Source organism: Paenibacillus cellulositrophicus (genome assembly GCF_009363095.1).
Taxonomy (GTDB): domain Bacteria; phylum Bacillota; class Bacilli; order Paenibacillales; family Paenibacillaceae; genus Paenibacillus_AQ; species Paenibacillus_AQ favisporus.
The window spans coordinates 6,083,527-6,098,368 of sequence record NZ_CP045295.1 but is presented as its reverse complement, the minus strand read 5'-3'; the positions used below and the strand labels follow the sequence as shown (position 1 = coordinate 6,098,368).

The window sequence follows — 14,842 nt, the reverse complement described above, 5'->3', positions numbered from 1 at the left end:
CTCATAAATATTCAATTCCCAAACAGAGTTGTATAGTTCTCCGTCACCTTTCGGTAAGCCTCCGGCGTCCCGATGTCATAACTCGTTCCCCGTGCCCGGTATGCGGCCATCTCCTTGCGCTGGCACAGCCACTCAGGGAAATATCCCGGGGCATCCGGCTGATTCCCTTCATTCAGATATTCGTCAATGAGAGGAAGCGTGTCTTTGCGGTAAATGTACACGGCGAGCACGCCGAGATTCGTCCGGGGATGCACCGGCTTTTCCTCGAAAGACAGGACGGTGTCCCCCTCATCAAGCTGGACGACGCCGACCCGCTGCAAGTCCTCCTTGCGCTCCATCGGCTGAACGAGGATGCAGTCGCGCTGCCGTTTGTAATAAAAGTCAACATACTCCTGCAGATCGAACGTAAACACGTTGTCCCCGGCCATAACCAGAAGGTCTTCTTCCATTCCCATTTCCTTTACGGCAAACGCCATGTCGCCGACCGCTCCGAGCCGGTTCCCTTCATGTGTGGAACCATCGTCGAGCACGCGCACCGGTACGCTACATTCGCGCGACTCAGCCCATCCCCGAAACGCAGAGGCAAACCTGTGGTTGCTGACCAGTACGATTTCCGAAATGCCGCTGACCCGCTCCACTTTGCGGACGATATGATCGAGAATGGTGCCGGGCCCGAGGGGGAGCAGGGCTTTGGGCACATCCCGCGTCAGCGGGTACAGCCTCGTGGCGTAGCCAGCCGCCAATATGAGTGCTTTCATCGTGACCTCCTTGATCGGTCTCTTGATCGGTATACCTGCTCCCCCTAGTATAGCTTGATTTACAGCGGCAGGCTTCTTTTCCGGAAAATAATCATGCCGGCGGCGAAGGCTACCGCGCCCAGGCCGGCCAGAACCGCGATAGACACCGGCCAATCCGCCGTTTTGCCGACGATCTCGCCGGGATCAAATAAGGAAAAGACCGAAATATGCCGCATCCAGCTGAGCTGCCCGCTGATTTTGCCGATCAGGTTCAGGCTGAAAAATCCGATGATGATCACGCCCGAGAGCGTCAGCGCCCGCTTCTCGTCATTGCAGCAGGCGGAAATCAAGTAAGAAATGCCTCCGATGCAGAAGAACAGCAGCAGGGCGCCTGCATTCAGCAGCACAAAGCCAGTGCCGTCGAAATCCCCCAGATCCCCGATAAACCAGGCGTACCCGGCAAACCCGGCCAGTGTCGTGACCGCGCAAATCAGCACCAGCCCGGAGAGCAGCACGGCCGCCTGGGTCAGGGCTACCTTCGTGCGCGTGGTGGGCGCCGACAACAGGTACGCCATCGAGCCCTGGTCGACAAGCTTGGCGATCAGCTGCGTGGATACGAGAATGCAGAAGATGGACAGAATCAGCAGATACAACAGGCCGTAATACTCACCGGATATAAACGCGCCGATGCTGCTGAAGCCGTTTTCCAGGCCGAACGCCTTGCCCAAGCCCTCCGGCATCCCATCGATCAGCGAATTCAAGCTGCTGCTGTTTTTGGCGATTCCCGGATAAATCCAAAACATCAACAATATATAAAAGGCCGATCCGACGGCATAATTCATGAACATTTTGAGGTTAATCGCAAGCATTTGTCTGTACAGCGGCATATTCATGGCGTTTGACCCTCCCGATCGTAATAATCCATAAAAATGTCCTCCAGGTTCTGCGTGAACACATCGATATTGCGGACGTGAAAGCGGGCGGTTTCGCGGATAAACCGGTCCACGTCGCCCTGAACGGCCACCCGCACGCGGTTTCCTTCCCGGGAATCGATCATCAGGCCGCATTTCATGAAATCGTCCAGCTCCTGCTCCGTCTCAAACGTCACTTCGAACAGCTTGCGCTGCATCGACTGCAGCTCATGGATATCCTTGACCGCAATAATCACGCCGTCCTTGATGATCGCTGCCCTATCGCAGGTCCGTTCGATTTCCGGAAAATTATGCGAGGACATCAGGAAGGTCGTCCCCCTTGCCTTCTCCTCCAGCACGAGCTCGATGAACACTTTTTGCATGAGCGGATCCAGCCCTGACGTCGGCTCATCCAGGATAATGACCTCCGGCCGGTGCATAAAGGCGGCAACGATCCCGACCTTCTGCTTCATTCCCTTGGACATTTTCCGGATCGGCGTCCGGACGTCAAACTGCAGCCGTCGGATGAGCTCGTCGCGCCAAGCCGGATCGACGCCGCCCTGCATGCCTGCCATAAAATCCAGAAACGCTTTGCCGGTCATCCCCTCGATAAACGCGATTTCGCCGGGAAGGTAGCCGATATATTTTTGAAACCGTCCCTGTTCCTTCCACGTGTCGTAGCCGCATACCTTTACGGAGCCTTGATCCGGCTTCAAAAAGCCCATGATATGCCGGATCGTCGTCGATTTGCCGGCTCCATTCGGTCCCAGAAAACCGAACACCTCGCCGCGGCGGACCGAAAAGGTCACGTCCCGGATGCCTCTCCCGTTCGGAAAAATTTTAGTTACATGTTCAACGCTCAGCATGCCAGCGCCTCCAATGCATATTTGAATTTATGAAATATTCTTGTTCGGATATTTCATAATCGGATCATACGCCTGCCGCTTTCCATCGTCAATACATTTTATGAAATATTTTTGTGGTATAATTTCATTAATTGGATCGAACCGGCGAGAACCGATATTCTTCGTTCATTCGATCAAGCCGATGACCTATTTTACAATAGTTAGGATGGTTCGAAAGAAATGAATGGATTTGAGAAGCGGGCAGTGCAGATTAAACAAAAGATCAAACAAACCGTATTGGAAATGCTGGGCGAATGGGAACCCCGGCAAATCCGCATCAAGGATATCGCAGCCAAGGCGGAAGTGTCGCAGGTCACCATATACAACTATTTTGGCAGCAAAGAAGCGCTGCTCCGCGAAGTGTTTAAGGAATTTGTCGCCATGCTGATGGAGGAGTATGAGCGCGTGCTGACGGGCGATGCGCCGCTGAAGGAAAAAATCGAATACATTATTTTTCAAAAAAGCCGGTTAAAGCTGCCCTTCACCCCATCCGCGCTCAAGCAGCTGATCGAAGCCGACCCGGAAATCAACCGGTTTATCCAGCAGCAGTATGAGGAACGTGCCATTCCCTTGATCACCGATTTTGTGCAGAAGGGGAAGCAGCGCGGAGAAATTTCAGAGAAAGTGTCCGTCCAAATGGTGCTTCTTTATGTAGGCATGATGACGGAGCAGTACGAAAAAATGCTGGATCTGGTCAATCAGAGTGAGGATCCCGAGGCGTTTACAGAGGATATGATTCATGTGTTCTTTTATGGCATTTGTGGTCCGCAATACCAAAAATGATTAACAGCGCGCCCTTTTTGTGTTAATTTAGTGTTCGCGGTATGTAAAATCGGGTTTAACATGACTATACTTGTAAATACCAACGAACACTGTAATGAAACAGAAAGGAGCAGGTATGATCGACTTCCGTTCCACTTATTCCAGACCGAAGACGCCCTTTATCGCCGTTTTCGTCGTCCTGCTGCTCAAGCTGCTGCTCCTCCGGTACTTTTTCTTCCATGATATTCTGTGGAGCCGGATCACCGCCGACGCCGCTGCGCTGCTGGTGCTGCTGTGCATCATTGAGCTGATTACCCCCGCGAAAGCGAAGGGATGGGTCTATTGGATTTTTAACGCCATTTTCTCGATTCTCATGTTTGCGTCGGCGCTGTATTTTCAGCATTTCAATTCGGTGCCGACCTATACGGCGCTGTCCGAGCTGAAGCAGGTGCTGCAGATCAAGGAAAGCGTTCAGTCAACGATCGAAACGGAGAACTATTTATTTTTTGCCGACGTCGTGATCGTCGCGCTCTTCTGGCTGATCGGCCGCTGGGTACCGCTCCGGTTTTCGCTGCGCACGCGGCTTCGTAAAATTTGGCCGGCAGCCCTCGGCGTCATCGGCCTGATCGTCTCGGCGCTGTACATTCATGCGGACCGCTCCATCACCAATGAACTGATGCAGGCGGAGCATCTCGGCTTCCTGGATTACCAGGTTGCTGCCGGGATCCGCGCCAGCGAGGAGAACAGCATGATCGCCTCCGGCAATCTGGACGAGACCGTGCAAAAGGTCAGCCAGGCCGAGCAGTCATACCCGTACGCCAGTGAGACTGCACAAGACAAACCGGCGATGTTTGGAGCTGCCAAAGGCAAAAACGTCATCGTCATTCAAATGGAGGCGTTCCAGAACTTCCCGATCCATTTGTCGACGGGCGGCCAGGAACTGACCCCCGTGCTGAACCAACTGGCTGACGGCGGCCTGTACTTTCCGCATGTCTTCCAGCAGATCGGGCAAGGCAATACGTCGGACGCCGAATTTATGAGCAATACGTCGATCTACCCGACCGGCACCGTTGCAATGTCGAGCGGCTTCGGCGACCGGGAGCTCCCGAGTATGCCACGTCTGCTCGGGCAGCTCGGTTACACGGCCGATACGTTTCACGTTAACGACGTGAAATTCTGGGACCGGGACCAGCTTTACCCGGCGCTGAACTTTACGAATTATTACGACAAAAAGTCGTACAAAAACGATCACTTCAACGATTTTGGCGCTTCGGATGAGGAGCTGTACCGGGTCGGTCTGGACAAGCTGTCCGAGCTGCATGAGCAGGGCAAGCCGTTTTACGCCCAGTTCGTCACGGCTTCCAGCCATTTTCCGTTCAAGGTGCCGGAGGACCGCAAAAAAATCAAGGTCCCCGATTCCATCCAGGGAACCCAGTTGGGGGACTACCTGACGGCTGTGAATTACACGGACTATGCAATCGGTACCCTGATCGACGGTCTGAAAGCAAAAGGCATGTGGGACGACACCGTGCTCGTCATTTACGGCGACCATTTCGGGCTTCAGCCGCAGGACAACGATCCGGCGGTCATCAAGCAGGCGCTCGGTATCTCCTATGACCAGCGGATTACCCGCTTCAACATCCCGCTGATCATGCATATTCCTGGCAAGCAGGGCAAGGTCGTCGACCAGGTCGGCGGTCAGCTCGACATCATGCCGACGCTGGCGAACCTGCTGGGCATTTCGCTCAAGGACAAGCACTTTACCGCATTTGGCCACGACCTGCTTAACATCGACAAGAACGTCGTCGGTATGCGGTATTATCTGCCGACAGGCTCCTTCTTCAACAATGACATTTTGTTTGTGCCGGGCAAAGGCTTTGAGGATGGCACCGCCATCTCCCTGAAGACGATGCAGCCTGTCGCCGACTTCTCGAAATACCGGAAGGATTACGACTATATTTTGAACCTGATGAAGCTGTCGGACGAATACGTAAGGCTGCTTCCAAGACGGTAACGGCCCATGGCAAAAGCCGGCTGCTTCCATTCCATACGGGATGGGAGCAGCCGGCTTTTTTAGTTGTTGTGTCTTGTAGTTATGTGTTCAAGAGACCCGTTAATTCGGGGCGGGCGAACCGCCTTTACCCGCGAGATCGATCAATACGCGCAAAATATCCGTTTTGGTGACCCGGCCGACCATCATGCTGTCTCCCTCGCCGGAAACGACCGGCAGGCAGTTCACCTGATGCTTCACCAGCTTGTCAGCCGCATCCAGCACGGTCTCCTCAGGCGTCAGGACCGCCATGTGCGCCCGGCGGGTCATCGCCAGACCGACGGGAATCGTGCTCAAATCCGCATGCCCCATCGTCAGCTTCAGCACGTCCTTGCGGGAGACGACCCCTTTCAGTTCACCGGACTCTCCGGTCACCATCAGCGTGCCCGTATTCTCACACAGCAGCTGCACTACGGCATCGTAGGCCGTCGCATGCTCGGAGATGGTCACGGGAGTGCTGTATATATCCTTCACGTATATTTGCTGCAATCTTTGTTCAAACTCACCTTGGGAGCTTGGCGTTTCGGCGGGAAAATACCCCACCTTCGGCTTGGCGCTGATCAAGCCCAGCATCGTGAGCAGGGACAGGTCCGCGCGCAGGGTCGGGCGGCTGAGGCCGATCATCTCAGCGATCTGATCGCCTGTAACGGGCGCATGCTCCCGCACAAGTTCCACGATATCCAGCTGTCTCGGAGTTAGTTGAATGGGAATCCTCTCCTTTGAGAAAAATCACCTGAAGCTGCAATTTCATTGTTATATCACGGGCAGCATGGTTTAAATAATTATTGTGTCATAAATCAGTTATGATACACACTATTATAAATTTTATTTTAACCGATAGCCATATCTTTTCATAACCGAAGGAGGAATCAGTGATATGAAGTTTTTCCTGGATACGGGCAACATCGACGAAATTAAACGGATCTCCCGCCTGGGACTGGTGGACGGAGTAACGACCAACCCTTCCCTGATCGCCAAAGAAGGCCGGGACTTCAAAGAGGTCATTCAGGAGATTTGCAGCATCGTCTCCGGCCCGGTCAGCGCCGAAGTCATCGGTACCAAAGCCGAGGACATGCTGAAGGAGGCGTACGAGATTGCCGAATGGGCGCCAAACGTCGTCATCAAGGTGCCGATGACCGAAGACGGCTTGTATGCATGTCATGAGCTGACCAAAAAGGGCATTAAAACGAATGTGACGCTGATCTTTTCCGCCGCACAGGGCCTGATGGCCGCCAAGGCCGGGGCTACGTACGTCAGCCCGTTCGTCGGACGCCTGGACGATATCGGGGTCGAGGGCATGAAGCTGATTCGCGAGCTGAAGCAAATCCTCGAAAACTACGGCATGACGTCCGAAATTATCGCGGCCAGCATCCGCAACATCAAGCATGTGGAGGACGCGGCCATCGCCGGCGCCCACATCGCGACCATTCCGGGCTCGCTGCTGCCGTCTCTGTGGAAGCATCCGCTCACCGACAGCGGGATCGAGCGTTTCCTGGCCGACTGGGAGAAAGTGCCGCAAGCGGCCAAAAGCCAGGCGAAGGCCGGCGAGTAACGTTCGAACAGCACACTTATAAAAGCAGCCCGGCTGGGAGTTTCCCGGCAGGGCTGCTTTTAACGTAGGAGTCTTATGCGATTTTCGCCGCCATTATTTCAGCTGCTTCTTTTTTCTTTACCAAAATCAAACCCTCCCACAATCGCTGGAAACCAGCACTGCGGGAGGGTTCTTACTGCTGCTATTAGTGATCGGGCGGTGCATACGAATTAACCTGCATTGCTATCTGTCTGTCCTGCAATAATCAGCTCGATCGATTTCTCCCGGAGCAGCGAAGCGTCCTTCTCGTCAACATGGCCGTCGGTGATCAGCACGTCCACCTCGGCCCAATCGGCCAGATGGGTGAACGCCTGCACGCCGATTTTGCTCGCGTCGGCCAGGATGTACACGGTCTTCGCCTGCCGGATCATCCGATGCTTGACCATCGCCTGCAGCTCGTTGGATTCGCTGATTCCGCGGTCCAAGTGCACGCCTTTGCAGGAAATAAACGCCTTATCCACATAATAGGATTCCAGGCCGCGTTCGGCGAGCGGGCCGACGTAAGACAAGGAATGGGCTGCCAGCATGCCGCCCGTCGATATGACCTCGATCTTCTCCTTGGAGGACAGCTCCAGGGCAACCTTGATGGAATTGGTAACCACGGTCAAAGGAATGTCCGGCAGGATCGAAGCCATATACCACGCCGTCGAGCTGGCATCCAGGGCGATGCGGTTCCGCGGCTCGATCCGCCGCACCGCCTCTTCGGCAATCCGCCTCTTCTCGTCCTGATGGATGACCTCCCGCTCAAAATACGGGGTCTCCGCCTGGGTCTCCTTAACGCTGACGGCGCCGCCGTGGCTCCGCCGCAGCTTGCCCTGCTGCTCCAGCCGGTCCAGGTCGCGGCGGATCGTCTCTTCGGTCACGCCGCACAGCTCGCTCAGCTCCGACACCCGGATGCTGCCGCGCTCATTGACCAGCCGCACGATGGTATCATAACGTTCCGCAACTAACATAGCTTCCCTCTTTCGTTCTATCGTACACCCATTATATAGATTTGCCCGTTCCCGGACAACGTGTTATCCCCATGCCTTTCTGAGCGGGGACACTCCCGAATCGGATTATCCGACAATCAAAGCGTAAGCGATCCCCGGCCCGTGAACGCCGATGGTCAGGTCGTTCTCGATGTCCGAGGAGCGGCTCGGCCCCGAGATAAAGTGAACCCCTGCCGGCAGCCCCTCCCCGGCGCTGCGGGACAGGCGGCCCATAACCTCGCCGAGCCGCGTCTTCATGCGCTCCGCCGGGACGATGGCGATCAGCAGATTAGGCAGGAGGGACACCGACCGTCCCTTCTCCGCCGATGATGTGACCACGAGCGAGCCGGTATACGCCACGGCGTCATCAACAAGCGCGATCCCGGCATCCGTATAGGCCGCGGCGGCCAGGGAGGCGTCCGGATCCTGCCCGTTCCACACCCGGTGTGCAAGCTCCGGTAAATGCTGTTCCAGCCGGAGCCCGGCCAGCTCAGGAAGGTCCTGGCGGATCGTTGACTGTGCTCCGTGCTCCTGCAGGATGCGGGTCACGACGCCGGACAGCTCCTCCCAGCCGGCCACCCGCTCGGTATGGCCGCCGGCGGCACGCCAGTTCCCCATAAAGCGCTCGATCCGCTCTTCATGCGTCAGCTCGTAGCCGTTCCAAAAATCCGGTGCGCCCCGATACGGATGCTCCGGCTTGCGGGATTCAGAAGCGCCCCCACGACCGAGACGGCTGGCGATATGGCCGATGAACCGCTGCTGCTGCTCCCGGGATTGCTGCTCCATTTTCTCCAAAAATGCCGGATCGGATGTGCTCATCGTTTCATCCCCCTTTCCTTCCGGCCGGCGACGATGCTCTCCATGCGGGACTTCATCGCTTCCGGCATCGGCGGGAGGCTGGCCCCGACCTCGGCGTCCAGCTGCGGCCAGCGTTCCCGGAACGATCTGCTAGGCAGTGCCGGAATGTGCCGGTACGCCGTCCAGCCCTTGAGCGGGCCGAATTGAGAACGGATATATCCGTCCCGGACCAGCAGTTTTTGGCCCGTCTGCCCGAGCTTCACCGCTTGCTTAAAGCGGCCCGAGCTTTTCATCAGCATCTTGAAGCCTTTCATCGCCAGTTTTTCGCCGGCTGCGGTATAACCCCTCTCGACCTTCCGGTTGCGCAAATAGACAAGCATGTCGTGCAGCGGAATTTTGACCGGACAGGCTTCATAGCAGGCGCCGCATAGACTGGAGGCGTTAGCGATGTCCTGCCACTCCTCGGTATTCTTGTTCAGCGCCGGCGTCAGTACCGCACCGATCGGCCCGCTGTACGTTCCGGGGTAAGAATGCCCCCCGATATGGCGGTACACCGGGCAGGCGTTCAGGCATGCTCCGCATCGGATGCAGTTCAAGAGTTCCTGGAAATCCGGATCCCCAAGCTGCAGTGAGCGGCCGTTGTCGACGATGATGATATGCATCTCCTCCGGGCCGTCTCCATCCGCCGTCCGGCGCGGCCCCGTGATGCCCGACATGTACACGGTCAGCTTCTGGCCGGTCGCCGAGCGCGGCAGGAGCGTCGCCATCACTTCGAGGTCATCCCAGGTCGGAATAAGCCGCTCCATCCCCATCAGCGTAATTTGCGTTTTCGGCACCGTGCTCACCATGCGGGCGTTGCCCTCGTTTTCAAAAATGACGATCGATCCGCTCTCAGCAATGCCGAAGTTGGCCCCGGTTAACCCGATGTCGGCTTCCAGAAACTTGTCGCGGAGCTTTCTCCGCGCAAATCCCGCCAAAATTTTCGTGTCCGGTGCCAGCGTCTCTCCCGCTTCCTTCGACAGCAGCTCGGCGATTTGATACCGGTTTTTGTGTATGGCCGGGATAATGATATGGGAAGGCGGTTCATTCGCCAGCTGGATGATGTACTCGCCTAGGTCGCTTTCAATCGATTCGATGCCGATGTCCTCAAACGCTTCGTTGATATGCACTTCCTCGGACACCATCGATTTGGACTTGACGACCGACTTGGCCTGCTTATGCTTGGCAATCTCCACCGCGATCCGGGCGGCGTCCTTCGCTTCGGGAGCAAAATGCACATGCACGCCCTGCTCTCTGGCATTATTCACAAACTCGTTCAAATAGTAGTCGAGGTGGGCGATTGTATGGGCCCGGATCTGCCTTCCCCGCTCCCTCCATTCCTCCCAGTTGCCGTGTTCCGCCGTCGCTGCCTTCTTGCCGTTTTTCAGCTTTTCCGTCGTAAACTTGACGGCGTTAACGAGAAATTCGTCCTTCAGTGCGGTTTCCGCCCGCTCCTTTACGCTAGACCCCTGCGGTTTGCTCACGGTGCTTCACTCCCTCATACAGCAGTTCCGCCAGATGCATGACCCGGACCGGCTTGCCCTGATAATGCAGATTGCCGCCGATATTTAGCAGGCAGCCCATGTCCAGCCCGACCAGCACCTCGGCCTCCGTCTCCAGCACGTGCTGGGTTTTCTCTTCGACCATCGCGCCCGAGATGTCGCTCATCTTGATGGCGAACGTTCCGCCGAAGCCACAGCAGTCTTCCGCATAAGGCAGCGGAATCAGCTCCATGCCCTGCACGCTGGCCATCAGCTGCATCGGCTCGTCTTTGATGCCGAGCAGCCGGGAGCCGTGGCAGGACGGGTGATAAGTGACTCTATGGGGAAAAACGGCCCCCACATCCGTCACGCCCAGCACCTGGACGAGAAATTGGGTGAACTCGTACGTCTTCTCCTTCAGCGCCAGCGCTTTTTCCTGAAGCTGAGGCTCGTGTTCAAACAGCTTGGGGTAATAATGATGGATCATACCGGTGCAGGAGCCCGAAGGGGCGATCACAAAATCGCTGTCGTCAAACGCTTCCAAAATCGTCCGCGCCGAAACTCTGGCTTCATCCCAATAGCCGCTGTTAAAGGCCGGCTGGCCGCAGCAGGTCTGCACCTGCGGAAAATTGAGCCGGACGCCGTACCGCGCCAGCAGACGGGCCATCGCTTCGCCGATGGGCGGAAACAGCGCGTCGCTGATGCAGGTAATGAATAGCGAAACCTTCACGGTGTAATACCTCCTTTGCGGTTCAACATTAAAAGTCCGGCAGAGCGCCGGCAGCGAGCCGGTGTCTGCCGTGTGTTATGGCAAGAGAGGGAGCGGCTCCCGCCAAACATGCCTGTTCAGCTGGTACCTGCTCCCTTCTATCAGACGTGCAATCTGCGCCAGTTTCCCCTGTAAGACCGACTGCCTACCGGGTAAACGCCGCCGGTACGCCGCCGTCGATCGTCAGCATGCAGCCGGTCGTCTTCTCCGACTTGGATGAAGCGAAGTAGGCAATCCCTTCGGCCACGTCCTTCGGATAAATGTTGACCAGCAGCGTCGTTCTCTTGCGGTAATGCTCTTCCAGTTGATCCGGCTCGATGCCGTAGGCCGCGGCCCGCTCGTTCCGCCAGTTGGAGTTCCAGATGGCCGATCCCTGCAGGATCGCATCCGGTAAAATCGTGTTGACCCGGATGCCGTATTCTCCGCCTTCAGCCGCGATGCAGCGGGCCAAGTGGGCTTCAAGCGCCTTGACGGAGCTGTAGGCCGTTACGTTCTTGCCGGCATACACCGAATTTTTGGAGCCGACAAACACCATGCTGCCGCCGATTCCCTGCTCTTTCATCTGCTTGAACGCTTCTCTGGCTACCAGGAAGTAACCCGTGCCGAGGACGTTCATGTTCAGATTCCATTCCTTCAGGGAGGTTTCGTCAAACGGACTCGAAGTGGCAAGTCCGGCATTGTTGACGATGATGTCCACGCCGCCATAGGTCAAAGCCGTTTCGGCCAAAGCATCCCTGACCATGTCCTCCTGGGTTACGTCCATCTTGACAGCCTTGGCCCGGCCCTCGCCGTATTTGGCATTGATCTCGGAGGCCACCTGTTCGGCGCCTTCCAGGTTCAGGTCGGCCAGGACGACGTGAGCTCCCTCCGACACGAAGCGGCGCGCCGTTTCGCTGCCGATGCCACCTGCGCCGCCGGTAATAAAGGCGACCTTGCGGGAGAACTCCGCTTCCGCCGGAGCCAGGGACAGCTTGTAAAGCTCAAGCGGCCAATATTCCACGTTGTAGGATTCGTTCTCGCTTAAGGATACGAATTGTCCCAAGGCCGTAGAACCTTTCATCACCGCGATCGCCCGGTGGTACAGAGCTCCGCTGACCCCCGCCATATCCAGGCTCTTGCCGGTGTTGACCATGCCGATCCCCGGAATGAGGATGACGCGCGGAGCCGCCTCGGACATGATATCGCCCTCATTTTTGTTCCGTTCAAAATACGCCTTGTACTCTTCCTTATAGGCTTCGACGCCTTGACGTACCGCCGCTTTGAGGGAATCGGCATCGCCGTTAGCCGGATCCCAGTCGATATACAGCGGAACCCGCTTCGTGTGCACCAGGTGATCCGGGCAGGCCGCTCCCACCTGGGAGAGCTCCTTCGCATCACGGCTGTTGACGAACTGAAGCACGTCTTCGGCATCGTCGTAGGTGAGTATCATTTTTTTGCTGTCGCTAACCGCGCCGCGGATCACAGGCAGCACTTCGGCCAGAAGGGCTTTGCGCTTCTCAGGCGCCAGCGCCTCCGTCTTTTGCCCGCCAAACACCTTTTCTTCCTGTACTTTTGCGGCAATATACGCTTCCGCTTTTTGGATCATGGCGATCGTCTGGTTGTAGGATTCCTCGGACGTCTGGCCCCATGTCACCAGACCGTGCTTCTCCATCAGCACCAGCTGGGCATTCGGATTGTTCCGGACGCCTTCGGCGATCATTTTGGACAGCGTAAACCCGGGACGGATATACGGTACCCATACGAACGTATCGCCGTAGATTTCTTGGGCGATTTCTTTGCCGTTATCCGCGCAGCACAAACTGATAATCGCATCCGGGTGGGTATGGTCGACGTGCGGATACGGAAGAAATGCATGCAGCAGCGTCTCGATCGACGCTCTCGGATGCTTGCTGTCGATCATGCAGTGGGACAGGTAAGCCACCATTTCCTCATCCGACATTTCATCACGCTCCATCAGCGGACGAATATCCTCAAGCCGCAGGCCGGTAAAATGCTGCGCTTTCATCGTCGCCAGGTCCGAACCGCTCCCTTTTACCCACATGACCTCTACATCACGGCCGCGAAAGTCCTGCTCCACCGTCTTTAGCGACGTGTTGCCACCGCCCCAGTTGCAGACACTGCGGTCACTGCCGATCAGGTTGGACCGGTACACCAGCTGGTCGACGCCGGCTTTCTGCCGGGAAGCTTCATCGGAATTCCATCGATTTTGTACCATGAAAAGGATAACCTCCAATAAGTTCTTTTGTTTTTGTTTGTTTGTATTTGTATTGGTTTGATTATAACAGACCTTGTTTTGTTTTTACACCCCTATTTCATCAAAAAACAAATAAAAACGCAGCAGATCCGAAAAATGCAAACATTTTCCGAACCTGCCGCGTTCATTGGGCCAGGCTTCATCCATATTCATTTGTTATTCCAAGATCACCCTCAGCGGGCACCAACCCGTCTGCTCAACCCGATTCCGCGCCGCCCCTTGCTTCGGGAGCTGCGGCCCGAATCCTCCGGCTTGCTGCTGTTTTCCTTCGGCTTCACGGCCAGCAGGGTCAGCAGAACGCCAATCGCCGCTACCACAGCCATCGTACCAAAAAGGATCCAGTGGGTACTCTTCATGAGCAGGGATACTACCGGAGGGCCGAGAGATACCCCGATATACCTCATGCTGCTGTATAGAGAAGTGATCGTTCCGCGCTGCTTTTCCTCAATCCCTTCGGTGATCAGTGCGTCCATGCAGGGAAGGGTGGTGCCGATGCCTGCTCCGCAGACTGAGAAAAAGATCAGGAGAAACGTAATCTGGCTGCTGAATCCGGCAATAACGAGTCCGGCCGTCAGCAGCACCATGCCTGCAAAGCCGGTCCATTTCATACGCTTTTTGTTTTTGCCGATGACTTTCCCGGCGATAAACGAGCACAGACATAACACTGCCAGCGGAATCGCCAGCACGAGGCCTTTAACGATTCCGTGCATGCCGTATTTGGTTTCCAGCGTCTCGGATAAAAAAAACAGCACGCCGAACGTAATAAACATGCTGATCCCGCCAATGGCGAAGATGGCGTACAGCCAGCGCCCTTTTTCACGCAAAATGTCCTTCGAGTCAGACAGAAATTCCTTGATTGACGTTTTGTTTTCGTTTTTCTTCTTAGGTGTTTTCACTAAAAAAGCGACCATGATCAGCGAAATGATGCAGAGAACGGGGATCGCGAGAAAAGGCAAAAACCAAACCAGCAGAGCCAGTGCGGATCCGAGAATCGGACTGACCACTTTGCCGAACGTATTCGAAGTTTCGATGATCCCCAAGCTTTTGCTGACATCGTCTTCATCATCAAACATATCGCCTACAAGCGGAAGCACGATCGGGAAAGCGCCCGCTGCACCGATACCCTGCAGGAATCTGCCACCAAGAATGATCCAGTAAGCGGTGGCTCCGTCCGTCCACCAGGCGGCTGCCCCCGATATCGCTCCTCCCGCCGCGGCAATCATCAAGCTGGGGATAATGACGGTTTTGCGTCCGAACCGGTCTGATAAATAACCCGCAATCGGAATCAGCACGATCGCCACAACGCCAAACACCGTGATCAGCATGCTGACCTGAAAGGCGCTGACGTGCAGCTTTTGCGATATCTCGGGCAAAATGGGAATTAACATGGAGTTGCCAAGCGTCATAATGAGCGGTATCGAGGCAAGTGCCACCAGATCCCATTTTTTGTCTTCCATGACAAAACCACCTTTACGTTCGATGATAAATCATGTTTTATTGTGGTTCTTTTCAGTCACGGATATGCATGCGCTCCCAGTTCAGGCTTGGTAATTACATCTCCTCGATTCGGCTTA

Annotated in this window: 13 protein-coding genes; 3 read left to right on the top strand and 10 right to left on the bottom strand. The window is 55.8% G+C overall.

Annotated elements, in window-relative coordinates; genetic code table 11:
• Nucleotides 1–11 precede the first annotated feature (11 nt).
• Genes GCU45_RS27720 through GCU45_RS27710 form a run of 3 tightly spaced genes read right to left on the bottom strand, consistent with a single transcriptional unit; the run spans nt 12 to nt 2,514 of the window.
• Nucleotides 12–758 (bottom strand): nucleotidyltransferase family protein, encoded by a 747-nt coding sequence (locus tag GCU45_RS27720; RefSeq protein WP_152402122.1) that lies wholly within the window; start codon nt 756–758, stop codon nt 12–14.
• Between the two features lie 59 nt (nt 759–817).
• On the bottom strand, nt 818–1,630 hold the full coding sequence (locus GCU45_RS27715) for an ABC transporter permease subunit (protein ID WP_076168412.1): 813 nt from the start codon (nt 1,628–1,630) through the stop codon (nt 818–820).
• A complete protein-coding gene (locus GCU45_RS27710; protein ID WP_152402120.1) occupies nt 1,627–2,514 on the bottom strand; it encodes an ABC transporter ATP-binding protein in 888 nt (295 codons plus the stop codon). The genes GCU45_RS27715 and GCU45_RS27710 overlap by 4 nt, the downstream gene beginning before the upstream one ends.
• Before the next feature lie 219 nt (nt 2,515–2,733).
• Here GCU45_RS27710 and GCU45_RS27705 point away from each other — a divergent pair, with 219 nt between their 5' ends.
• Both GCU45_RS27705 and GCU45_RS27700 read left to right on the top strand, forming a co-directional pair.
• The gene (locus GCU45_RS27705; RefSeq protein WP_152402119.1) at nt 2,734–3,336 is read left to right on the top strand and encodes a TetR/AcrR family transcriptional regulator; all 603 of its coding nucleotides are present in this window, start codon (nt 2,734–2,736) and stop codon (nt 3,334–3,336) included.
• 115 nt (nt 3,337–3,451) lie between these two features.
• Nucleotides 3,452–5,329, top strand: a complete 1,878-nt coding sequence (locus tag GCU45_RS27700) for an LTA synthase family protein (RefSeq protein ID WP_152402117.1) — start codon at nt 3,452–3,454, stop codon at nt 5,327–5,329.
• A 99-nt stretch (nt 5,330–5,428) separates the two neighbouring features.
• Here GCU45_RS27700 and GCU45_RS27695 read toward each other — a convergent pair whose 3' ends face one another.
• Nucleotides 5,429–6,076 (bottom strand): helix-turn-helix transcriptional regulator, encoded by a 648-nt coding sequence (locus tag GCU45_RS27695; RefSeq protein WP_152402115.1) that lies wholly within the window; start codon nt 6,074–6,076, stop codon nt 5,429–5,431.
• 166 nt (nt 6,077–6,242) lie between these two features.
• On the opposite strand from GCU45_RS27695, the gene fsa reads away from it, so the two are divergent.
• Nucleotides 6,243–6,917, top strand: coding sequence for a fructose-6-phosphate aldolase (gene fsa, locus GCU45_RS27690; protein ID WP_076168422.1), 675 nt, complete (start codon nt 6,243–6,245; stop codon nt 6,915–6,917).
• Between the two features lie 209 nt (nt 6,918–7,126).
• Here the strand turns inward: fsa and GCU45_RS27685 are convergent, their stop codons facing one another.
• The 6 genes from GCU45_RS27685 to GCU45_RS27660 form a co-directional block, all read right to left on the bottom strand.
• Nucleotides 7,127–7,909 carry a DeoR/GlpR family DNA-binding transcription regulator gene (locus GCU45_RS27685; protein ID WP_152402113.1) on the bottom strand — a complete coding sequence of 261 codons (783 nt, stop codon included), beginning with the start codon at nt 7,907–7,909 and terminating at the stop codon, nt 7,127–7,129.
• A 105-nt stretch (nt 7,910–8,014) separates the two neighbouring features.
• A complete protein-coding gene (locus GCU45_RS27680) occupies nt 8,015–8,746 on the bottom strand; it encodes a LutC/YkgG family protein (RefSeq protein WP_152402110.1) in 732 nt (243 codons plus the stop codon).
• A complete protein-coding gene (locus GCU45_RS27675) occupies nt 8,743–10,248 on the bottom strand; it encodes a LutB/LldF family L-lactate oxidation iron-sulfur protein (protein WP_152402108.1) in 1,506 nt (501 codons plus the stop codon). Before GCU45_RS27675 ends, GCU45_RS27680 begins: the two co-directional genes overlap by 4 nt.
• Nucleotides 10,226–10,975, bottom strand: a complete 750-nt coding sequence (locus GCU45_RS27670) for a (Fe-S)-binding protein (protein ID WP_152402107.1) — start codon at nt 10,973–10,975, stop codon at nt 10,226–10,228. Before GCU45_RS27670 ends, GCU45_RS27675 begins: the two co-directional genes overlap by 23 nt.
• A gap of 184 nt (nt 10,976–11,159) precedes the next feature.
• On the bottom strand, nt 11,160–13,229 hold the full coding sequence (locus tag GCU45_RS27665) for a bifunctional aldolase/short-chain dehydrogenase (RefSeq protein WP_152402105.1): 2,070 nt from the start codon (nt 13,227–13,229) through the stop codon (nt 11,160–11,162).
• A gap of 212 nt (nt 13,230–13,441) precedes the next feature.
• Entirely contained in the window at nt 13,442–14,725 is a 1,284-nt protein-coding gene (locus tag GCU45_RS27660; RefSeq protein ID WP_089546477.1) for a bacillibactin exporter BcbE, read from the bottom strand.
• Nucleotides 14,726–14,842: the final 117 nt, after the last annotated feature.

Bases quoted from the DNA above. Each gene is read 5' to 3' on its own strand.
- GCU45_RS27720 (WP_152402122.1), bottom strand. From the start codon at position 758: ATGAAAGCACTCATATTGGCGGCTGGCTACGCCACGAGGCTGTACCCG.
- GCU45_RS27715 (WP_076168412.1), bottom strand. From the start codon at position 1,630: ATGAATATGCCGCTGTACAGACAAATGCTTGCGATTAACCTCAAAATG.
- GCU45_RS27710 (WP_152402120.1), bottom strand. From the start codon at position 2,514: ATGCTGAGCGTTGAACATGTAACTAAAATTTTTCCGAACGGGAGAGGC.
- GCU45_RS27705 (WP_152402119.1), top strand. From the start codon at position 2,734: ATGAATGGATTTGAGAAGCGGGCAGTGCAGATTAAACAAAAGATCAAA.
- GCU45_RS27700 (WP_152402117.1), top strand. From the start codon at position 3,452: ATGATCGACTTCCGTTCCACTTATTCCAGACCGAAGACGCCCTTTATC.
- fsa (WP_076168422.1), top strand. From the start codon at position 6,243: ATGAAGTTTTTCCTGGATACGGGCAACATCGACGAAATTAAACGGATC.
- GCU45_RS27685 (WP_152402113.1), bottom strand. From the start codon at position 7,909: ATGTTAGTTGCGGAACGTTATGATACCATCGTGCGGCTGGTCAATGAG.
- GCU45_RS27680 (WP_152402110.1), bottom strand. From the start codon at position 8,746: ATGAGCACATCCGATCCGGCATTTTTGGAGAAAATGGAGCAGCAATCC.
- GCU45_RS27665 (WP_152402105.1), bottom strand. From the start codon at position 13,229: ATGGTACAAAATCGATGGAATTCCGATGAAGCTTCCCGGCAGAAAGCC.
- GCU45_RS27660 (WP_089546477.1), bottom strand. From the start codon at position 14,725: ATGGAAGACAAAAAATGGGATCTGGTGGCACTTGCCTCGATACCGCTC.